Below are 19,985 nucleotides of genomic sequence, written 5' to 3' on the forward strand. Positions count from 1 at the left end.
GTAACTGACGGAGTGCGCCTCTCACACCACCGAGCGTACGGGTCACGTACTCGGCGGTTCGCAAAGAGATGGGTTAAGTTGTAAATGTAATTCAGTTAAGGAAACATATCCTCTTTTCTTCAAGCGTTGTAAAGTAATGGTAGTGCCTAGAATAGGACTTTGTGCTATTGCCCAACCGCCTTTCCGTGTTCTGCTCCAAGCGTAGGCATGGTCTTGGTCTACACCTAATCGAATCAGGTTTTTCCTTTTCCTTTCGGGTTTTTTCCAATGATGCCAAATGCAATAGCGCAGTCGGTTGCGAAGCCAACCATCTAAATCTCGTAATTTGCCCAAAATACTCGTGCCTTGGAAATAGTTCAACCATCCGCGTTGCACTTCTTTTATCTTGGCAATACGCTCTTCAAATGTGGCTGGTGTGGTTTTTCGGGTGATTGTTTTAAGTCGTTCTTTTAGTTTCTTCCATGCTTTTTCCGATACAATAAGTTGGTATTGATTTTTACTTCCTTTCTCGTACGTAGGTACGAATCCGAAACCCAAAATTGTGAAGTGGATTGGTTTTCTGATACCACTCTTTTCTTCATTTATAGTTAATTTGAGTTTGTTTTTCAAAAACTTTTCAATTACCACTCTTGTTGCCTTGGCTTGATTGTGGCTTTTGCAATAAATACTAAAATCATCCGCATAACGTACAAATTTGTGTCCTCTTCGAGTCATTTCCTTATCCAGTTGATGTAGTAAAATGTTCGACAATAATGGACTTAAAGGGCTTCCTTGCGGAACGCCTTTTCTTCTCTTTCGTAGCTTTCCGTTGATTTTAATAGGTGCTCTGAGCCATTTGCGTATGAGTTGCATGGTAGCTTTGCATTTCACTTTTTGATAGATTAAATTCAGTAATAAACAGTGGTCAACTTCATCAAAGAAGTTTTTCAGGTCAATATCCACAATGTGGTTTAATCCTGAATGGATGTAATCCCGAGATTGTCCAACGGCTTGTCGGGCATTCTTGTGAGGTCTAAATCCATAGCTGTAATTACTAAATTCGGGCTCAAAAAGTGGTGCAATAGTTTGTGCTAAGGCTTGTTGCAACACACGTTCTGTAGTGGTGGGAACACCCAATAATCGAGTTTTCCCATTTCCTTTCGGAATTTCAATACCTAAAATGGGTTGTACTTGATAGTTGCCTTGTTTGATTGCTTCAATCAGTTGTAGTTTCTTTTCAGAAAACACCTTGCGGAGCTCTCTTATAGAAACACCATCAACACCCGCACTACCTTTATTGGCAATCACGTGTTCCAATGCTCTTTGAAGATTAAACGGATGTACTACTCTTGTTATCATTTTAGTTGTTTTTAACCTGTTTTCGTTAAGTAGGGCTACTATGTGTTCCGTTACCTATTGAAAACCTCTTTACGTTCAGTCCTTCCTTGTTTGTGAGACCTATGCGGTATCTATTCGCACCTCGTTTGCCCTCAAGTACTATGACCTCTGCTGACTTCTTGGATTGATTAACTCGTAATCGCCAAGACCTCCCCTGGTAAATGCTTTTTCCTTCCGTCTATCGCCGGTACATCTACATAACAATAATCTGATTTAATAGCATGTTCAGAACACTGTTTTGGACTTCGTATTGCTGTGGATACTCATCCTTATTGTTATGCCTCTTATGTACTTTCTGTTCGTCGGTACAGACTTTTGCAGTTCTGCTTCCTTCAGTGCATACCTCACGATAAACCACCTTGCAGCTTGCTAACGATTCGGGGTTTCAATCCGCTCGTAAGGGACTTGCACCCTCTGGAAAAATAACACCCCGAAAACTTGGTTCGTAAAACTAAATTTGTATTTTTGAACTATTTGAAAAGCTTTCGGGGTGTGTCCTGCATATGCAGGGCACACACATATGGTAGCCGATAATTGCCGGCTTTCGTGCCAACTTGATACTTTGGTGCTTTTAACGAACCGAAGTGCTAAATTGATACGAAAGTGCTGTAAATCCGGCAACTACGGCTACCATTTTTCGTTATGCGGCAGCTTAAAAGACGACACCAAACCAGAAAAATCATCTTGACAACCACCCGACTTTGAACTACGAAGGATGAAATTTTTCAGGGACAACTTCCAGCATTTCCAAAAAACAGTTTACCCATTGACTTGGAGACAAACAAACAATTTGAGCATTAAGGTTTAAACCGAATTTTTCCGAAATTGACCTGACCTGACTTTTCCTGAAAATCGACTTTAAAGCTGTTTTTACAGATAAATCAGGTTTCTCTAACAGACAGGAAATAAATGCTAAGTATTTGGCTTTAAACTTAAAATCAAAAAATAACTGTTTTCTTTTAATGTTTAACAGGGCTGATTTGACAGTTGGCGGTGGAAAGAAACTTTCAGGACCTACCTCATAGACAAGTTTCAAATCAAAAAAAGTATGATAGAAAACGGTATATGGATTGTAAAGCTTCCTCGAAAATAACTTTTGTGCAGGTTCTAACTGAAGGACAATGGAACCTCCCAGAAAATTTCCAAGACTCTCAAACATCAGGATTTTGAAAATATCGGAAGTAATGCCATAAGGAATATTTGACACCACTTTGAAAGGAAATTTCGGAACTGCAAAATTCCTAAAATCACAACCGACAACTTGAACATTTCGGGCATCAGAAAATAATTTTCGTAAATGTTCAACCAAAGCTGTGTCGTTTTCAATAGCAACAACATTGTTGGCGATTTTTAATAAATGAACAGTAAGAAACCCCTTGCCTGCCCCAATATCTAAAACCGTATCCTGATTACTTATATTTGCTTGTCTTATTGCATCTTTTATTAGCACTTTATCAATAGTAAAGTGCTGACCCGTAAAACGAACGGGCAATTTCTTTTTTGTCATTAGTAACTTCTTACAGGTGAATACTTGAATTGTTCCTTTCTGAATTTTCCTAAACCTTAATTCCGCAACATAATTGATAATTATTTTTATAAGTTCCTGAGCAACATTTTGTTGCCCAGGTTTTTGCCATGTCAGCGTTTTCACTTACCTTAGTGTTGCGAATCCAAAGACAAAGAAAACCGCAACAGGCATGGCAAAGGTAGCAATAAAATCCGAAAGACTCACTCCTTTTGGAGGCATATTTCCAATCATGGAGCAATTTACCTCCCTTCTCTCCTCTACAATTGACTCAACACTTGGGTTGAGATGCAAACTCTATGGTTATCAATACAGCGAAATCATCCGCTCCCTCCTATGCGTTTACTTCTGCGGCGGTTCTTGCGTTGAGGATGTCACCGCCCACTTAATGAGTCATCTTTCCCTTCACCCCACACTCCGCACCTGTAGCGCCGACACCATCCTTAGGGCAATAAACGAACTGACCCGGGAAAACATCTCATACACGTCTGATGCCGGAAAGTCCTATGATTTCAATACGGCAGACACACTCAACACATTGCTCCTGAATTGCCTGTTGTCCACAGGGCAGTTGAAAGAGGGCGGGGAGTATGACGTTGACTTTGACCACCAGTTCATTGAGGCGGAGAAGTACGATGCAAAGCCCACGTACAAGAAATTTCTTGGTTACAGGTCCGGTGTGGCCGTTATCGGCGACATGATTGTCGGCATAGAGAACAGCGACGGCAACACCAATGTACGCTTTCACCAGAAGGACACGCTAAAGAGGATTTTGGAGAGACTTGAAGAGAAGAAGCTGACAGTCAAACGCTTCAGGGCCGACTGCGGCTCATGCTCTGAAGACATTGTGGATGAGGTCAGGAAGCATTGCAGGACATTCTACATACGCGCCAACCGCTGCTGCTCGCTCTATGATGACATCTTCGCGCTCAGAGGGTGGAAGAAGGAAGAGATAAACGGCATCGTGTTTGAGTTGAACTCCATTCTCGTTGAGAAGTGGAAGGGCAAACCGTATCGCCTGGTAATCCAGAGACAGAGACGCATGGGCAGTGGACCGGACCTGTGGGAGGGGGAATATACATACCGCTGCATCCTGACCAACGATTACGAATCATCCATGAGGGACATCGTGGAGTTCTATAACATGCGCGGTGGCAAGGAACGCGTCTTTGATGACATGAACAATGGGTTTGGATGGGACAGACTGCCTAAATCCTTCATGGCGGAAAATACCGTGTTCCTGCTCCTGACGGCACTGATACGCAATTTCTACAAGGCCATCATGCAAAGGATTGAAGTGAAGAAGTTCGGGCTCAAGGAAACCAGCCGTATCAAGACGTTTGTCTTCAAATTCATTTCAGTACCTGCCAAGTGGATTAAGACCGCAAGGCAATGTGTGCTGAATATCTACACCGACAACCATGCATATGCAGAAGCCTTCAAAACTTCTTCCGGATGATTTACATCACTTGATGGCCACTGATTGCGTATTGCCTCAAGTCGCTTTATGGGGTAAGGGGATGGTATGCGCATTGAAACGGACGCGAGGACTTAATGGTTATCTTACGAATCAAAAGTCCATTTCTCTTTATGTAGGTAGCACTTCGGGAATGGAGTTGCGGATTTAAGGCTAAATACTTTCTTCATAATTTCGCTATACTTTTTATGGTTAATAACTATGTTTTGTATTGCTCTCACAACACTTACAACTTGAAGTGTTATTTGGAAACCGATAGGCAAAAATGGCTCAACGATGTCAATTAACGAGAAAATCCTACGATAATCTATCAAGTGATAGAGCAAAAGACGTGCCAAGTTAAATATGGCACGTCTTTTGCCAGTTTTGTCAGTCCTTTTATGGGATATACAACAGCGCAAACTCCGCCTTTCTCCGTTTGAGCAGCATGGCGTGGCGTTTTCCTTTGTAGTTGCAGAAGGCTATATACTCACGGTAGATGTTCCTGTCACCAGCTTCCAGCTTCTTGATTAAGGTGCTTTTGGGGATTGTTTTGCTGCCTAACAGCTTCGCCGGTCCCACATTGTAAGCTAACGTGCCAAGCAAAATCGAATCAACCCCGAATTTACGGAACATGGCGACAAATTTGCGCAGGTCTTTCCGCAAAAGTTCATCCGCATCCCGTTTTGTCATGGTTCGTGCCGAATACTTCTCGTTTGGCAAAAGTTTGTGACCCCAACCGACGTATGGGTAGTGTTTTTCTGAGTGCCAGCCTTCAAAGTAGCGGCAGCATAAAAAAGCACGTTCCATAAGCGGCAGTCGGTAGATTGCCGCCTGCCCGTCCGTTCCCTCTTGGCGGCTGATCTGCGCGGACACAGAACAGACCGTCAGAAGTGAACAGAGCATTGTCATGAATACACGCATCATTTCAACAAGGGGCTGAAGTTGCCGATGGGAACGATGGTAAGATCGTCGTCCTTTACATTCCTGTTGTTGAAGTCAAATTCCAGTTCGTAGGAGTTGCTAAAGTTATCCTCCACCACCACGATGAAATTATGCGCCTCATCACCCGCCGCCGTGTAGTACAGGCGGAATTTTTCGTTCTCCAGCAGGTAGCGGTCGTTAGGCAGGAAGGTGATGCCGTTATCCATTTTGAGCGAGCCTTCCCCCTCGAACTGGAAATAGCGGATGGTATAGAGCGTACCCGAAAAGTCGCCCTCCTTTTTCAGTTCACAGCGGATTTCCACTGTCTGCCCCTTTACTACCTTGTTCGGCACGGGCATGACCTCCACCGTGAAGGGATAGGACTGCTGGATGTCCATGTCATCGTCACATGACACGAGGGTGAATGACATGGCGGCTATCAGGCATAACGCCACTGCCTTGAATATTGATGTTCTCTTGTTTCTGTTGTTCAGTATGTTCATTGTTCTTCGATTTTTAGATGGTTGTTTTTCTGTTTTTTCGTTGTCAGTTGCAGGTACTCGTTCAAGTCCTTGCAACCGTCATAGAGGGAGGAACGGTCGGTGACACGTTCCCCGTATCGCATGGTAAGTGCGGCAAGCGTCCGCCGTCCGGCTTCGTCACGGTCGAGGAAGCAGCCGATGCGCCCGTATCCGTCCAGCAATCCCGCCGCCTTCTCCACGTTGGCGACTGAGTTCAGCACAAGACAGTCAGCGTTACCGGTTACACCAAGCGTCACGGCAGAGAGAAAGTCCATGAAGCCCTCGAACACGAGGCACTCGTCAGCCGGGATGTCATTCGCCTTTACCAGTGATACAGACTTCGGAGGTATGCAACCCTTGAAATATCGGCTTCTGACTTCATAGCCACCTGCCATGTTCGGAAAGCCAACGGCAAAATACCGTTTTCCACGCACACCGTAGTTCAAGCGGCAGCAGTGACGGGATGCGATGGCGTAAGGGATGCCCCGTTCCTCTAAATACTCCGTCAGCAGTGAGCGGAGCAGCGGAGCGACCTCCACATCCTCAAAAACGGATTCGGTCGGCTTCGAGAGATAGACGGGCTTTTCCCATCCGGCAACCGTCATATTGGCGGCTTCCGCTATGAACTTCGCTTGCTTCATGAAGTCATCGCTTTGCAGAAACTCCCCGGCAAGCGTGAAGATGTCGCCGCCCTTGCCCAAACCGAAGTCGTACCAGAGCTGTTTCGCCACGTTCACACGGAAAGAGGATGTGCGCTCGCCCCTGTACGGGGCAAGATACCACAGCTCGTTACCGCTCCTTCTGACAGGCTCATGCCCCAGCCGTGCGAGAAAATCCGCAAGCGGCATCCTTCTGACAGCATCTATTTCCGTCCTTTCCATGCCCGTGTCAGTTGATGATGAACTTGATACCGACCCCGAACTGCGTGTGGAACTTCCGTGTGTCGCCACCCCAAAGGCAACGCTCCCGCAGGTTGGCAAGCAGGGCGATACGGTCTGCCACGTAACACTCCACATCGAGCGTCAGCGCACCGCCGTAGATGAAGGCGTCCCGGTCGTGCAGCGTGGAGCCGTCATGCAGCACCTTCTTCCCCCAATTTACCGCCTCATATCCGGCGAGAGCCGAAGCCCCGGCATAGACGAAAACAATCTTTCGGGCGTCCGACAGTATCTTGAAGTAATAGCCGCCCTCCGCCGTGAACTGCGCCACGGGTATCTTGGTGTCCTTGTAGGGATTGTTCTTCAACAGGTATTCGCCACCGAACACCCACTTGTTCCCCTTCTTCGTGTAGGTGGAGAGTGCCGCCCCGAAGCTGTACCCGCCGTCCTTGCCACCGGGATTGAAGCCGTCCGCCATGTTCGCTCTTACCTCGATGCCCTGCATCTTCGGCAGGCATCGCTGGGCGTGCGCCTGCCCCGTGAAAAGGGCAAGCGACGCGATGATTATTGCGATGTATTTTCTCATGGTCAGCGCACTTGAAGTTCGTTGATGGTACCCGCGCGTACCAAATCCTCGTTCTCGATCACGAAGGACTGGTGACGGCCGCCGTTCTTCTCGTTAAGTTCCACAATGAGGCACTTGTCATCGGGGATGGTGAACTTCGCCATAGTGAAGACCGTGCGCTCACTCTTTTTGCCCGGCACGAGTGTGGCGTAGTTCTGCGCACGGAGCGGCAGAATGATCTGCTCCTGCACGGCGGTACGCTTCGCCACCTTCTTGTCCACGATTTTCCAAGTGATGTAGTCCACATCGAAAGGCACGTTGCTCTGGTTCCTTATCTCCGTGTGGAAATAAAGCAAGCCGTTGTGCGTGTAGATGCCTTTCAACAGGTACTGGATGCCGAAACGCTTGCAGCCGATATGCTTCACCTCGCGCTTGTTCTGCTTGTAAATTGACTTCATGATAAGTCGCACCAGCATCGGGCTTTCGCTGCCCAGCTCTTTCAGATAGATTTCCTGCGCGTTGTTCGGGCGGTTCACCGTGCTGCCGTCATGGATGAAGTCGCACATCTCCACGTTGAGCAGCAGCGGTTCGGCGGCATACTTCACGTTGAAGGTGTAGAAACTGCCGTCCTCCGTGATGACGGACATGTTGGTTTCGTTGGGGAAGTTCCGCACGGTAGCCTTCACGCGGATTACGTTCTCCGCTCCGTCTGCTTTCCCGGCAATTAGGTCGGGCGAGCCTAAATCTACATAGCGCACCTCCGCCGGAAAGATGATGTGGACGGTCTTGTCGTAGGTCACTTCCAGACCGTGCGGCGGTATCATGCGGTCGAAGGTCAGCTTGCGCGACAGCCCGTGATACAGGTCGCCGTCCGCCTCCTTCTGCGGGTAGACCTCCTTCGTCAAGGTCGGTTGTTCACTTCCGTTGGTCGTTTCAACGGTTACATTCTCCTGCGCGTTAGCAGTTGCGATGCCCATAGCGAGGGCAAACATGATGATTACTTTTCTCATTACTTTTGGATTTTTAGTGGTAATTTTTTTATTGTTCTCAATCTTTTTCTTGGTAAAGCATGACCCTGTACCCGGCTTTCAGATGCACCTTGACGGTTCGCATCTTCTTGGCGATATACTGGCTCGTGCCTTGTATCAGCCCCTTGCCCAAGTCGGAGGCAAGTTGCGCCCCGGCATTGGTGGAGATGTTGATGCTACTCCCCAACGAGCCACCCATGTTGGCGGCGACCTCCCTGACGGCGTTCATCTCCATCGAGTTCGGGATGAAGATGCCGGGCTGTCCGTCCGTGTCATAGACCGCAAGCTCCACGGGGATAATCGTGCCGTCGTATTCCAGCGAGGTAATCTCGATGTCGAGCCGCTCACCCTGTATCTTGCCCGTGCCGACCACCACCGCACCCCGGGGTATTGTCCTGCCTGCCACCGCCATAGGCTCCAGCAGGCGCAGCCTTACCGTCTGCCCGTCCGTCACGCTCTGCGCCCCATGCACGCACGCCGGTATGGTGTTCCTGTCCAATACCTCCGCCGTGCCGACAGCCGTGTTGAAACCCCGGTTGCGTTCCTGCGATAAGGCGGCGACAAACTCCGCGTTACTCATAGGCTGTGAGAGTGAAGAAACTACTTGATGCTCCACCTGTCTGATAGGCATTGCCTTGTTCTTCTTCCCTTTCTGCACGGTAGTTGGCTCTGCCCTCTGTTCCGCCGATGGCTGTCCTCCGTTCTGACCGCCCATGTACTTTGCCGCCAGCTCGTAGGACTTCTCCATAAGAGCCACCTGCTCGTCCATAGAGGAAGCCTTGCCCCTCTCGCTTTCCAGTTCCGACTCCAGCGATGCGATGCGCTCCAACAATTCGTCCATCTCCGCATTGTCGTTTTTCGGCTGGTCGTAGAAGTTTCCGAGCGTGGCGTTCAGGTCACGGTAGGCGGCTGCGGAGGACTGGATGGTCTGCGGCGTGGCTGGCTTTGCCCTTTCTTCCTTGCCGCCCGGATTGGCGAGGTCGAAGTCCACTCCGTTCTCCGTTCCCGCTATCTCGCGGTCGAACATGTCGCCCAGCTGCCCGATGGCACGGTTGCGGCTCTCCTGACGCTCTTCCATCTCCCCATGCTCGTAGGCTTTCAGCTTGTCGCCGATAATCTGCCGGTTCGCCTTGTCAGCGTCGGGCATCTCGGTGTTGTATCCGTCCGTTCCCGGCGGTTGCTCCTTGCCGGAGGACGGGGCGAATATCAGCCACATCGCCCCGATGAACACCAACACCATAGCGGGCAGCACGATCATCTTCTGCCGTTTCAGCCGTTGCGCCTCTGTCAGCGGTTCGCGCTCCTTTTTCGGTTTCCCCGTTTCGGGAGCAGCTTTGTTCTCTTTCGTCGGTTCATTCTTTGTCTGTTCCATATAAATAAGGTGTTAAGTGATTGCCTGTTTCCGCCGGGGTCGGCAGTTCCACCCGTCCGGCGTGTCCCGTTTCCATATGTGAGCCGTCGTTCCTGCCGATGTCATAGACGGCTCTGCCGAAGGTGTAAAGGGCAAGCACCGCGAAGGCGGCGAACATCCCCAGCACGATGCGGCGGCGTGTTTCCGGCGGCAAGCCGTCCAGATACCCTTTGAGACTTGCCGCCAAGCGTTTCCGTTTGTCGTGGAGTTTCCAATACATGCCCCACATTGATTTTCTGATACTTTTCATGTCCTGTTACCGTTTGATAGTCTGTAAATCCTTGTTCTCAATGATGGTGAAACCCTCGATGGTAAAACCGTTCGGGTTGTCATCCGACCGCGATGCGTTCAGCAGGCGGCAGGTGGTCACGAGGCTGCGCTCGGTGACGTTGCTCTGCCGGATGATTTTCTGTGTGGCGTAGGTCACGGCACGGTAGGGATAGGCGTTGAAGTCGCACACCACGCTGTCCACCTTCAGCACTTGGTTGATGTTCCCGGCGATGATGCGGTTGTAGTACCCCTTCTCCGCGAAGTCCGAATAATAGTGGTACACGCTCTTGTCCGCCAGCAGCAAGGCACGTTTCACGTTGTGTTCAATCGCGCTTTTTTCAGGTGATAGCGTGAAGAACATCTCGTGGAAACGGCGCACATGTTCCCGTGCCTCCGCCGGGCGGTTCTGCGACAAATCCTGAGACAAGGCGAGCATCAGGCTCTTGCCGTTGTCCAGCACATAGATTTTCTCCCGTTGCTTCTCTGCGAAACGGTAGGAGTTCCACACGCTCCACACCGTCACCACGGCGCACAGCGAGAGGAAGACGATACCGAACAGGCGTATCTGCCTGAACGACGATTCGATGTTTCTAAGTGATTTGAATTCCATTTATATTTTCCAATTTATGATTGCACATTGATTATTTCAGCAATTTGCCGACACGTCCGACTGCGTTTCCTGCGGCTGCACCCGCCACGCTGCCCGCCATGCTTCCGGCTCGTCCCGCCATCTGGTTCACGTTGCGACCGTAACCGCCCATGCCTCCGGCTTGGATAATCCAGCCCGCAACGGTGGGAATGGTAAAGTAGCCGATGATGCCGATGCAGAGGAATACGATATACACCCCGTCGCTCGAATCCAGCGAGAAGTTCGGGTCTGCCTGCATCCGCTCGATGTCGTTTTGCAGCATCAGAACCTGTATCTTCGCCAGTATGGTGCTGAACATGTCCGATACCGGTAGCCACAGATAGACCTGTATATAGCGGCATATCCACTGCGTGAGCGTGTTTTGGAAACCGTCCCATACCGACAGGGCGAAGGCTATCGGACCGAGAATCGCCAGCACCACGAGAAAGAAGGTGCGGACGGTGTCTATCACGAGGGCGGCGGCTTGGAACAGCAGTTCGAGTATCTCGCGGAAGAAGTCGCGGATGCTCTTCTTCATGTTGTACATTCCCCGGTCGATATACATTCCCGCCATCGTCACCATGTCGGAGGGCGACCAGCCGAGTTCCTCCAGTTGCTTGTCAAATTCCTCGTTGGACACGAGGTAGGCGGTTTCGGGGTTGCGTACCATCGCCTCGTATTCCAGTTTGTCCTTCTGCTCCCGGTATCGGTTCATGTCCAGCGTTTCCGCCTCCAGCATCTTTGCCGTGCCCTGTACGACGGGTGAGAGGATGCTGTTTATCGTGCCCAGCACCACAGTCGGGAAGAACATGATGCACAGACCGATGGCAAAAGGACGGAGCATCGGGAATACGTCTATCGGTTCAGCTCTCGCCAGCGACTGCCATACCCGGTAGGCGACGTAGAACAGCGCACCCAGCCCGGCGATGCCTTTCGCCACACCAGCCATGTCCCCACACAGCGGCATCATCTGCTCATAAAGTGAACGTAAAATCTGATGAAGGTTGTCGAACTTCATAGGCTACCAGTATCTTTCGTTCATGTTCCCGTACAGCCCCATGATGCGGTCGAGGTCGTTCTTCTTTTTCGCACGCAGGTAACTCACGGAGATGTTCTTGTTCGTGTAGTAGCTCACGAGGTTGCGGTAACGCTTCATCTTCGAGTGGCAGCGTTCCACCACGTCCATGCGCTCCTTGTCGGTCATGGAGAGCGTGGTGATGTTCACCACGTTCCTGAGTTCCGTCAACACTTCGTTGCTTTCCTCCAGCAGTTTCGTGTAGCCGAAAGCGATTGCGGAAAGCTCTTCGGGTCTGAAATTCCCGTCACGGAGCATCCGTTGGAAACTGTTCACATAGATGTCTGTGATGTCGCCCACCATCAGGATGGTCTGCTGCACCTTGCGGGCGTCCTTGACCAGATTGTTCACCGATTTGAGGGCATCGTAATACTTCTTGCCCTGCTGATAGATTTTCACCGTCTCCTGAAAGTTGCTCACCATGTTCGTGGCGGTCTTGGAGGTATGGATGATGTTTTTGGAGGCATTGATGATGCCCTGCGCTAGATTGCCCGGATCGCTTACGACCCACTGTGCGCTTGCCCTGCCCGCGAAAAGCAGGCACAGGCAGATAATCATTGTTATTCTTGTTCTCATGTTACTTTGGATTTTAGTGGTTGTTATTCTTCGGTCGGATGTCCCGGCTGCGGCTTCACCCGCACATAGTCCCCGTTTGGCGAGAAAGTCAGCACATCCGTGGCCTCGTTGTAGGACACGTCGATGCGGAAGCCGGTGTTCATGAACAGGTTGCCGTTCTCCTCCTGCAAGAGATAGGTTTCCGGCTTGAGCTTGCGGCGCAGACCGCTACGACGGAACACCGTCACTTTGTAGGCTTCGCCCTCCTTGTAGATAAGCACGTCAGGTTTTCCCTCCACGCTCTCCCAGTTCCCGCACAGCATGTCGCGGCGGTTGTCGGCCACGTCGCAGGATTGCAGCATCATGACCGCCAATCCGATAAGGCACTTGCTGACTTGCAGCATTTTCACTTTTGGTAAATTCATACGCGTTTTTCTTTTTTGGTTGATACATTCTGTTTTTTAGTTATTCCTTGTTTCTCCGCCTTTCGGCAAGCTGCCGGATGGCGGCTTCGATGTCGTCGCCCAGCTTCTCCGCCAGACGGTAAACCTCCACTTTTTCCGTTTCCTCGGTGGTGTACGCCAGATACTCTTCCGCGCTGACCTCCGTGGCATAGACCGCCGACTGCGTGCCGCCCAAGCCTATCCACACCTCCTTGTAGAGCCGTGAAGGGTTGTTCGCCATGTTGATGGAGAGTATCTGCGACTTCTCCTTTTCCGTCAGTCCGAGCAACGCCTGTATCTGGTCGAACTTGTTCATATATTTCCTTTGGTCAAGCAGGATTTTACAATCCGAGTTGTTGATAATGCTCTCTTTGACCACCGGAGAACTGATAATGTCGTCCACCTCCTGCGTCACCACGATTGCCTCGCCGTAATATTTTCTGACCGTCTTATACATATAGCGCAGATATTCAGCCATGTTCGCCGATGAGAGGGCCTTGCCGGGTAGGTCAGGGGCATTACTGCCCCTTTCCCCCCTCAGAACCGTACATGAAAGTTTCCAATCATACGGCTCAAGCAGTGTTAAATTTCTATTTAATAGAAACCAGCTCATAGTTACATCTTATTAGTTTGAATGACTTTTCTTCTACAGCTGTCATGCAGCAGGAAATTTACTTTCTTGCCATTGACTATTTGTTGGGAAGTTCCCCAAGGATGTTCCTTGTCTATGGGTTTACCACATACGGGACATAAATGGTTCTGTCTTTCCCACATGTACAGCAATGATTTTCTACCGTTGAGCGACTGTAGCATCTTGTAAGTCTTACGCTTTTCAAAATACTCTGTCCATTCGGGGTCAAAGGGATTTGCTTCACCTTTTACCTTGACATATCGGGTAATCTTTGTGTCATACAGCCTTTTCAGTGCAATCCTGTCATCAGTCTTGCCTTTCTTGAAGTTTGCCACGAAGCACCAGTTGCGGTTTTTTACCCGTGTAAAGTATCGGTCGGCAATCCAGTATTTGCCTTTCTTGGGGTGTCGTCTCTTAGCCCATTGCCATAACTTTTCAAATATCAGGTAGTCAGCTTTTCTGAATGTGTCAGAAGCCACACAATTCTTATAGTAGTTTACCCAGCCTGTTATCACAGGATTCAAGAGCCTTATAAGTGATTCCTGTTTGCTTCCTTTATTGGAATCAATGATTCCCCGGATTTTCTGCATGAATTTCTTCAGGCTCTTTTTGGACGGTTTGATTAGAAGCACTCCTTTGTATTTTCGGATATTGTACCCAAGAAAATCAAATCCGTCATCAATGTGCGTAATCTTTGTTTTCTCTTCCGACAGGGTTAATCCCCTTTCCTTGAGAAAGTCTACTACTAACGGTTTGATTTCTTCCAAAGCTTCCTTGCTTCTACCCGTGATGATAAAATCATCCGCATAGCGTACAAGATGTACTTTGGGATAGTAGGTCGTTTTCCTGTTTACAAATTTCTTGTGATACTTCTCTGCAAGCATAGTTTGCAGCCCGTCCAGTGTCATATTCGCAAGAGTTGGTGAGATGATACCGCCCTGTGGGGTACCCTCTTCCGTGGGGAATAGCTCCTTGTTGAAGACAAAACCGCATTTGAGCCATTTCCGCAGCATCACTTTATCCATAGGGATATTGTTCAGTAGCCATTCGTGGCTGATGTGGTCGAAACAACCTTTGATGTCACCCTCCATAATCCATTCGGGAGAAGTTTTCTTTGCAAGGACACAAAAACATTGTTCCCTTGCATCTCCAGTACTTCTCTCTTTACGGAAACCGTAGGAATTACTGTCCGCAGTTGTTTCCGATACAGGTTCCAACGCAAGCAGGTATAATGCCTGCATAGCCCTGTCTTTCATCGTCGGGATACCTAAAGGACGTAGTTTCCCATTACTCTTTTTGATATTGACCCTTTTTAACGGCTGGGGCTTGTAGCCTCTTCTTTTCAGTTCACCGATAGCCTTGAATCTGGCATTGGGAGTTGACCATTTCACCTTGTCAACGCCTGCGGTGTCACTGCCACTGTTTGATGTAACACGCTTTACGGCTAAAGCTTTAGCGTAAAACGAATGCGTTAGCACCCATTGCAAAGATTTCACCTTGCCGTGTTTGCCCGCCTTTTGAGCTTTTACAATACGTGCTTGTAGCTTATTAACCGCTATCTCACACTTGTTCCAGTCTATGCTTTCCCAAGTGCTCCATTTCCGGTCAGTAGATGCACACGATGTTTTAATCTCGTTCATTTGCTTTTCTCCTTTAATAAGTTCTATAAGTTTCTTGTAAAACATCCACCATGCGGAAGTCTGCCCACTTTCGTGTGAGGTGATGTTTCAACCTCTATCCGTTCCATTACAGAACGGCATTCGCTTTCTCCGCATTCCTCTGCCCGCACTCCATTCGGCTTCACTTACGGTCTGCTTACCTGCTGTTAACAGGAGAAGTACGGGTTTACCATGTTTCTTGTATATGACAAACGAATGGGTTAGAATCCGTCTATCCGCCGGCAGTCGTTATGTCCGTGTAACCTTAGCATGGAGAAGGTTATCCGACTGCATCCCTTTTGGGTTAGAGCCCAGTATCATTAGCAGCTCATTCGAAGTTACGACGTTTATCAACGGTTCACATTACGTTATTCATACCATTCAGCCTAGCTCCCCTGTCGTTCGATACTAACGGCAGTTGTCATCCCCTCACGGTTCAGACTTCTCCTTTCGGAAGGGCTTCATTGTTGGTTCTGTTACCGCACGGGTTCATTGCTTAATACCGCACGTTCCCATAGGCTACTGTTGACGGAACAACAGGTTCAATCGTTCTATTTCCAACTCGTGGAATGAAAGTTGAACAATCATATACAAGACTTACATGTCACAGCCAAGCCTCTTCCACGATAAGCTGTTTCCGCACGCCTTTCAGCCGCCGCATCTTGTTGATGAAGGCTTCCATGATGATGATGGTCACGACGGGGAACAGTTCGCGGTTTTCTTTAATCGAATCTATCTCGAAGACGATGAACCGCTTGCCGAGCAGGTCGATGTTCTCCGTGGAGTTGAGCAGGAAATCGTAACGCCCGCCCCGGTAATACTGCCGCATGGTGGTGAGCATGTTGTCGATGTTGAAGTCGGACTTCTCCACCTTGATGTCACGCTGTGCCAGTTCCTTGCGGTAGTCGTCACGCATATACTCGTAGAAGGTGTTGAACGACGGCACGATGCTACGGTCGGATTGGATGCGCTCAATATAGGCACTCACGGCACTGCCCAGCTCGCCGCTCTCCGTCTTTGTCACCTTGTCGTCCTCCGACTTCCAGAGCGTCAGCAACAGGGTCTTGATGCTGTCCTTCTTCTCCACGTCGAAGATGTAATCGTCGGTGTAGAACGGGTTGAAGCTGATGGGCTTATCTTCCGTGTAGGTGAAATACACACCGTCCGCTCCGCCTGTCTTGCGTCGGATCATGCCGCACAAGCCCTGATAGGAGTTTCCCGTGTCCACCAATACCACATGTGCGCCTTGCTCATAATATTGGCGCACGAGGTGGTTCATGAAGAAAGACTTGCCGCTGCCCGAAGGACCCAGCACGAACTTGTTGCGGTTGGTCGTGATACCTCGCTTCATGGGCAGGTCGGAGATGTCAAGGTGCAGCGGTTTTCCCGTGAGCCTGTCCACCATCTTGATGCCGAAGGGCGAGAGCGAGCTGCGGTAGTTGGTTTCCTCTGTGAACAGGCACACCGCCTGTTCGATGAAGGTGTGGAAACTCTCTTCCGCCGGGAAGTCCGCCGCATTGCCGGGTATCGCCGCCCAGTAGAGTGTCGGGCAGTCGATGGTGTTGTGGCGCGGCACGCATTCCATGCTTGCCAACTGGCTGCCCACGTCGTTCTTGATATGCTTCAGTTCCTCCGCATCGTCGCTCCACGCCATGACGTTGAAGTGTGCCCGTACCGAGGTCAGTCCGTAGGAATGGGCTTCGTTCAGGTATTGGTCTATCCACTCGCGGTTGATGCTGTTGCTCCTTGAATAGCGAGATAGCGACTGCATGTTACGGGCGGACTTCTCGAACTTCTGCAAGGTTTCCTCACTGTTGTCTATCAGCACATACTGGTTGTAGATATGGTTGCAGGAGAGCAGAAGCCCCACCGGGGAGGCGAATGACAGTCGGCAGTCACTCCGGTCGGTGGAGAGCTTCTCGTAACGGGTGTCGGTAGCCACCTTGCCCGGCAGGTCTTCCGCGTCGGAGAGGGTGTGCAGACACAGGCGGTTGTCGCCGATGCGCATCTCCCTTGCCGAAAGCTCGATGTCCTGCAAGGTGGTGTCACCTTCCGGCATGAGCGAGAAGTAGCGTTCAATAAGTCCCGTCTTTCCCTCAGTACCCACAATCTCATCGGTGGAGAGGCGGCGCAGCCTGACAAGCCCGCTGTCGTTCATGATGCGCTCGAACTGTTCGCAGGCTTCCAAGAACTTGGTCGTGGTTTCCCTGTCCAGCTCCTTCGGGATGATATGTCCCCGGCACAGCGTGCTGAAATTGCTCTGCATCCGGTTACGCTCCTTTGTTGTCTTGGTCAGGTAGAGGTAGCAGGTGTGTTTCAGGTACGGACGCTCGTTGAAGTGACGCTCGAAAGAGCGGCTTAAAAAGCTCATGTCGTCCTTCTGAAGCTCCGGTTTGTAGCGTTCCTTGATGAACCAGTCCTGTTTGTGGACGACGGAGTAGTCCGGCAGCACCTTGATAGCCTTGCACCAGCAACTGTGTATCGCCTCGTACTCCGCACCCGTCACGGTGTAAAGTTCCGGTAGTTCCACCTCGAAAGCCACCGTGATGTCGGCGTCCTTTGAGATGATGCAGCCATGCTCCACCGCTAAAAGTGGGAACCTGTTTTCCAGTGTTGTCATTTTCGATGTATTCCTCATTGTCTTTCTTCCTTTCGTTGTCGTTTGAACAGACGGGTTATCCGCCGCCGGTTGATAAGGTATCGGGGATGGCTCCGTGCCGCTCCTAATTTCATCAGCCCGTGTTCACCGTACCGGGCGTTCAGCGCGAAGGTCTGCCATACAAGGAGGGAGGACGATGCCGCGCCGAAGCCGATACATATCCACTGGTCGATACCGACCATGTAGAGGATGACGAACAGGACGAAGAGAGCCAGCAGACCTCCGCAGAAGATGAAGAGGTACTGTGCCTTCAAGCCCTTGAACTCTACCGGACGGCCGATACCCTTGTTGATTGGGTATTCAGCCATACATTATTTATTAAAGGAAGAATGAGCGCAGGATGGTGGCGGCAACAATCAGGAAGATGCACGCGCCGAACCACGAGGCGGCTGTCTTGCTGGTGTCGGGGTCGCCCGATGAAAACTTGCCGTACACTTTTACGCCCCCGATAAGCCCGACGACTGCACCGATGGCGTATATCAGTTTAGTTCCGGGGTCGAAATAAGAACTCACCATAGAGGTGGCTTCGTTGATGCCCGCGATGCCGTTTCCCTGCGCGAAAGCGGAGGCGGTTGCGGCGATGACAAGTGCCGCGGAGAGGATTGCTTTTCTGTTTTTCAAGATGTTCTTGTTCATAAACTGTTCTTGTTTTTTGCCGTCAAAAGGGTGGATGGTCCTTTGTCGGGCGGTTGATACTTTGTTTCTTTACTTTGGTTTTAGTGGATGCCCGTTTGTTTCCACGGACGTGGGCGTGTCCGTTGCGGATGGGGATGCGCCTTGCGTTTCCTCGCCGCGTGGGTTGATGTCATTCTTTCATGTTCATTTCTTTTATTGTTGTCATACATAGTTGCGAATGTCGAACTCCTCGATGTTGTCCGGCACGACGAACTCCTTTTCAGATTTCTTCAGCCGAATCTCGATAAGCCCCTTGATGCGGATGCCTATCTCCGAAGAGCCTTCCATCATTTTCTCGTACAACTCCGTGCCCTCCATGTCGGTGAACACCTTAGCCGCCTTTTCACGTTCCGCCTGTGTCGCGTCCGGGTTTTTGGCGGTCTTGCAGGCGTCGTCAATCTCGTCAAAGCTGCTGCCCGAAGCCCGTGGCGTGTCCGAGGCGTCCTCTTCCGGTTCGTCGTCCCCGTATCCCAGTTCCTCCGGCGGTATGCTCGTGAAGGTCTCATCGAGTTTTTCCTCCGGGACTTGTGCCGGGCGGGATGCGTTTCCCGTTTTTCCGTCGTCAAAAGTAGCCTCTTCCTCCGACAGCTCAATGCCTTTTTCAATAGTGGCGGCTTCTTGCGTCGGTATGGCAGCGGTTGTCCGGGTGGATGCCATCCTGAAACGGCTCTTGCCGATGATGTCCGCCTTTTCCGCAGGGACTTCCTCGTGTGCCGCTATGCGTTTAGCCTCATTCCCGTCCAGTGACCGCCATAATCCGACAATGCCCTTGAAGAAGCGGACAATCCGCGTGTCCATGATGCGCTCGTAAAGGAGCAGGAACAGGAACCAGAGGTTGCAGCCGACCGATACCGCCAGCAGAATGTCTGTCATGCTGATTGTGTAATTCATATCCTTCCGTTTTTGGTTAGAATACTGAATTGTAATTTCGGGCATAAAGGCTCTTTATCGCATCTTCGCACTGGTTGAAGTGGTGCGTCAGCACATGGTCGATGTAAGCGGACAGCGTAAGCCGGTCATGCCCGATTACACGGGTGATACGCATGATACGCTCGTGGTACTCCGGGCGCACATACGCCATCTTCCCCTCACGTGCCTTTACTTCCGGGTCGCGGATGAACAGGCGTTCATAGTCCTTCTCACTGCATTTGCCGCTTACCGGGACAGGCGACAGTATTTCCACACTCGCCTGCACTTGGGTAAACATACCTCCGCAGTCTTGCTGTGGTCTTTTTTCATTCGGTGTCATTTCTTTTTCCATTTTCAAATCAGATCTTCACGTTGTTTCTTGTACAGTTCGTTGATTCTCTCCTTGTGCTGTTCCAGATGCTGGCGCAGCACGGTATCCACATATCCGCCTACTGAGATTTCCCCTCCGGCGATGTCGTTCACGATTCTGAGGATCTTGCCGTGGACGTCACGGCTGATATAGACACATTGGCGGGTCTTTATCTCGTTGCGGCGCAGGAATAGCTCGTTGTAGTCCTCGTCCTGCCTTTTCCGGCGTCCACTTTCCCTCTGCGCTTTTTCCCGTGTTACGGGTTGCACAGGAGATGGTTCCGGTGCGGCGGTGTCCTCTTCGGTCGGTGCAGCTGCGGGTACTTCCTGTGCGGGGCGCAGTGTCCCGTCCTGTGTGCGCCGCCCGATGGAGGCTAACAGCAGTTCCTCGTCGATGCCTTCCGTGTTCACTTTCCTGCTGCCCATGC

At 50.4% G+C, this 19,985-nt stretch carries 20 protein-coding genes and 2 pseudogenes; 1 reads left to right on the plus strand and 21 read right to left on the minus strand.

From position 1 onward, the window contains the following. Positions 1-42 precede the first annotated feature (42 nt). Together ltrA (BARVI_RS11920) and erm(F) are read right to left on the minus strand one after the other, a co-directional pair. A complete protein-coding gene (ltrA, locus tag BARVI_RS11920) occupies positions 43-1,338 on the minus strand; it encodes a group II intron reverse transcriptase/maturase (protein ID WP_007567572.1) in 1,296 nt (431 codons plus the stop codon). Between the two features lie 745 nt (positions 1,339-2,083). Beyond that, positions 2,084-2,884 (minus strand): 23S rRNA (adenine(2058)-N(6))-methyltransferase Erm(F), encoded by an 801-nt coding sequence (gene erm(F) / locus BARVI_RS11925; RefSeq protein ID WP_025279447.1) that lies wholly within the window; start codon positions 2,882-2,884, stop codon positions 2,084-2,086. 190 nt (positions 2,885-3,074) lie between these two features. Between erm(F) and BARVI_RS11930 the strand changes: the two genes are divergently transcribed. Further along, complete coding sequence (locus BARVI_RS11930; protein WP_007567149.1) at positions 3,075-4,361, plus strand: IS1380-like element IS615 family transposase; 1,287 nt, start codon at positions 3,075-3,077, stop codon at positions 4,359-4,361. Positions 4,362-4,757: 396 nt separating this feature from the next. On the opposite strand, the gene BARVI_RS11940 is transcribed toward BARVI_RS11930, so the two are convergent. The 19 genes and pseudogenes from BARVI_RS11940 to BARVI_RS12030 form a co-directional block, all read right to left on the minus strand. Next, positions 4,758-5,285, minus strand: coding sequence for a glycoside hydrolase family protein (locus tag BARVI_RS11940; RefSeq protein WP_004291526.1), 528 nt, complete (start codon positions 5,283-5,285; stop codon positions 4,758-4,760). Continuing rightward, positions 5,282-5,785: a DUF3872 domain-containing protein gene (locus BARVI_RS11945; protein ID WP_004291525.1), complete on the minus strand. Its 504-nt coding sequence runs from the start codon at positions 5,783-5,785 to the stop codon at positions 5,282-5,284. Before BARVI_RS11945 ends, BARVI_RS11940 begins: the two co-directional genes overlap by 4 nt. Continuing rightward, complete coding sequence (locus BARVI_RS11950; RefSeq protein WP_004291524.1) at positions 5,782-6,684, minus strand: toprim domain-containing protein; 903 nt, start codon at positions 6,682-6,684, stop codon at positions 5,782-5,784. Before BARVI_RS11950 ends, BARVI_RS11945 begins: the two co-directional genes overlap by 4 nt. 7 nt (positions 6,685-6,691) lie before the next feature. Beyond that, positions 6,692-7,267: a conjugal transfer protein TraO gene (locus BARVI_RS11955; RefSeq protein WP_025279449.1), complete on the minus strand. Its 576-nt coding sequence runs from the start codon at positions 7,265-7,267 to the stop codon at positions 6,692-6,694. 2 nt (positions 7,268-7,269) lie between these two features. After that, on the minus strand, positions 7,270-8,256 hold the full coding sequence (traN, locus tag BARVI_RS11960) for a conjugative transposon protein TraN (RefSeq protein WP_025279450.1): 987 nt from the start codon (positions 8,254-8,256) through the stop codon (positions 7,270-7,272). Between the two features lie 37 nt (positions 8,257-8,293). Further along, the gene (gene traM / locus BARVI_RS11965; protein ID WP_025279451.1) at positions 8,294-9,646 is read right to left on the minus strand and encodes a conjugative transposon protein TraM; all 1,353 of its coding nucleotides are present in this window, start codon (positions 9,644-9,646) and stop codon (positions 8,294-8,296) included. After that, positions 9,627-9,914, minus strand: coding sequence for a TraL conjugative transposon family protein (locus BARVI_RS13490; protein ID WP_018697145.1), 288 nt, complete (start codon positions 9,912-9,914; stop codon positions 9,627-9,629). The genes traM and BARVI_RS13490 overlap by 20 nt, the downstream gene beginning before the upstream one ends. 27 nt (positions 9,915-9,941) lie before the next feature. Next, a complete protein-coding gene (gene traK / locus BARVI_RS11975; protein ID WP_004291519.1) occupies positions 9,942-10,565 on the minus strand; it encodes a conjugative transposon protein TraK in 624 nt (207 codons plus the stop codon). Positions 10,566-10,596: 31 nt separating this feature from the next. Next, positions 10,597-11,601: a conjugative transposon protein TraJ gene (traJ, locus tag BARVI_RS11980; RefSeq protein WP_004291518.1), complete on the minus strand. Its 1,005-nt coding sequence runs from the start codon at positions 11,599-11,601 to the stop codon at positions 10,597-10,599. 3 nt (positions 11,602-11,604) lie between these two features. After that, positions 11,605-12,234: a DUF4141 domain-containing protein gene (locus tag BARVI_RS11985; RefSeq protein WP_004304283.1), complete on the minus strand. Its 630-nt coding sequence runs from the start codon at positions 12,232-12,234 to the stop codon at positions 11,605-11,607. A 23-nt stretch (positions 12,235-12,257) separates the two neighbouring features. Beyond that, positions 12,258-12,638 (minus strand): DUF3876 domain-containing protein, encoded by a 381-nt coding sequence (locus BARVI_RS11990; protein ID WP_004291516.1) that lies wholly within the window; start codon positions 12,636-12,638, stop codon positions 12,258-12,260. Between the two features lie 40 nt (positions 12,639-12,678). Next, a pseudogene (locus tag BARVI_RS11995) lies at positions 12,679-13,158 on the minus strand (TraG family conjugative transposon ATPase); the annotation flags it as partial. A 113-nt stretch (positions 13,159-13,271) separates the two neighbouring features. Further along, the gene (ltrA, locus tag BARVI_RS12000; protein ID WP_025279452.1) at positions 13,272-14,927 is read right to left on the minus strand and encodes a group II intron reverse transcriptase/maturase; all 1,656 of its coding nucleotides are present in this window, start codon (positions 14,925-14,927) and stop codon (positions 13,272-13,274) included. 628 nt (positions 14,928-15,555) lie between these two features. Continuing rightward, positions 15,556-17,583: pseudogene (locus tag BARVI_RS12005) on the minus strand (TraG family conjugative transposon ATPase); the annotation flags it as partial. Continuing rightward, the gene (locus BARVI_RS12010; RefSeq protein WP_004291514.1) at positions 17,580-17,912 is read right to left on the minus strand and encodes a DUF4133 domain-containing protein; all 333 of its coding nucleotides are present in this window, start codon (positions 17,910-17,912) and stop codon (positions 17,580-17,582) included. The pseudogene BARVI_RS12005 and the gene BARVI_RS12010, both read right to left, overlap by 4 nt. A gap of 10 nt (positions 17,913-17,922) precedes the next feature. Further along, positions 17,923-18,240, minus strand: coding sequence for a DUF4134 domain-containing protein (locus tag BARVI_RS12015; RefSeq protein ID WP_002560983.1), 318 nt, complete (start codon positions 18,238-18,240; stop codon positions 17,923-17,925). Positions 18,241-18,441: 201 nt separating this feature from the next. Continuing rightward, positions 18,442-19,170 carry a hypothetical protein gene (locus BARVI_RS12020; protein ID WP_004304280.1) on the minus strand — a complete coding sequence of 243 codons (729 nt, stop codon included), beginning with the start codon at positions 19,168-19,170 and terminating at the stop codon, positions 18,442-18,444. A gap of 16 nt (positions 19,171-19,186) precedes the next feature. Continuing rightward, positions 19,187-19,540: a DUF3408 domain-containing protein gene (locus tag BARVI_RS12025; protein WP_004291505.1), complete on the minus strand. Its 354-nt coding sequence runs from the start codon at positions 19,538-19,540 to the stop codon at positions 19,187-19,189. A gap of 2 nt (positions 19,541-19,542) precedes the next feature. Continuing rightward, positions 19,543-19,983 (minus strand): DUF3408 domain-containing protein, encoded by a 441-nt coding sequence (locus BARVI_RS12030; protein WP_004291503.1) that lies wholly within the window; start codon positions 19,981-19,983, stop codon positions 19,543-19,545. Positions 19,984-19,985: the final 2 nt, after the last annotated feature.

This window comes from Barnesiella viscericola DSM 18177 (genome assembly GCF_000512915.1).
Taxonomy (GTDB): Bacteria; Bacteroidota; Bacteroidia; order Bacteroidales; family Barnesiellaceae; genus Barnesiella; species Barnesiella viscericola.

Excerpts from the sequence above, each read along its gene's own strand:
- ltrA (WP_007567572.1), bottom strand. The coding sequence starts at position 1,338 with ATGATAACAAGAGTAGTACATCCGTTTAATCTTCAAAGAGCATTGGAA.
- BARVI_RS11930 (WP_007567149.1), top strand. The coding sequence starts at position 3,075 with ATGGCAAAGGTAGCAATAAAATCCGAAAGACTCACTCCTTTTGGAGGC.
- BARVI_RS11940 (WP_004291526.1), bottom strand. The coding sequence starts at position 5,285 with ATGATGCGTGTATTCATGACAATGCTCTGTTCACTTCTGACGGTCTGT.
- BARVI_RS11945 (WP_004291525.1), bottom strand. The coding sequence starts at position 5,785 with ATGAACATACTGAACAACAGAAACAAGAGAACATCAATATTCAAGGCA.
- BARVI_RS11950 (WP_004291524.1), bottom strand. The coding sequence starts at position 6,684 with ATGGAAAGGACGGAAATAGATGCTGTCAGAAGGATGCCGCTTGCGGAT.
- BARVI_RS11955 (WP_025279449.1), bottom strand. The coding sequence starts at position 7,267 with ATGAGAAAATACATCGCAATAATCATCGCGTCGCTTGCCCTTTTCACG.
- traN (WP_025279450.1), bottom strand. The coding sequence starts at position 8,256 with ATGAGAAAAGTAATCATCATGTTTGCCCTCGCTATGGGCATCGCAACT.
- traM (WP_025279451.1), bottom strand. The coding sequence starts at position 9,646 with ATGGAACAGACAAAGAATGAACCGACGAAAGAGAACAAAGCTGCTCCC.
- BARVI_RS13490 (WP_018697145.1), bottom strand. The coding sequence starts at position 9,914 with ATGTGGGGCATGTATTGGAAACTCCACGACAAACGGAAACGCTTGGCG.
- traK (WP_004291519.1), bottom strand. The coding sequence starts at position 10,565 with ATGGAATTCAAATCACTTAGAAACATCGAATCGTCGTTCAGGCAGATA.
- traJ (WP_004291518.1), bottom strand. The coding sequence starts at position 11,601 with ATGAAGTTCGACAACCTTCATCAGATTTTACGTTCACTTTATGAGCAG.
- BARVI_RS11985 (WP_004304283.1), bottom strand. The coding sequence starts at position 12,234 with ATGAGAACAAGAATAACAATGATTATCTGCCTGTGCCTGCTTTTCGCG.
- BARVI_RS11990 (WP_004291516.1), bottom strand. The coding sequence starts at position 12,638 with ATGAATTTACCAAAAGTGAAAATGCTGCAAGTCAGCAAGTGCCTTATC.
- ltrA (WP_025279452.1), bottom strand. The coding sequence starts at position 14,927 with ATGAACGAGATTAAAACATCGTGTGCATCTACTGACCGGAAATGGAGC.
- BARVI_RS12010 (WP_004291514.1), bottom strand. The coding sequence starts at position 17,912 with ATGGCTGAATACCCAATCAACAAGGGTATCGGCCGTCCGGTAGAGTTC.
- BARVI_RS12015 (WP_002560983.1), bottom strand. The coding sequence starts at position 18,240 with ATGAACAAGAACATCTTGAAAAACAGAAAAGCAATCCTCTCCGCGGCA.
- BARVI_RS12020 (WP_004304280.1), bottom strand. The coding sequence starts at position 19,170 with ATGAATTACACAATCAGCATGACAGACATTCTGCTGGCGGTATCGGTC.
- BARVI_RS12025 (WP_004291505.1), bottom strand. The coding sequence starts at position 19,540 with ATGGAAAAAGAAATGACACCGAATGAAAAAAGACCACAGCAAGACTGC.
- BARVI_RS12030 (WP_004291503.1), bottom strand. The coding sequence starts at position 19,983 with ATGGGCAGCAGGAAAGTGAACACGGAAGGCATCGACGAGGAACTGCTG.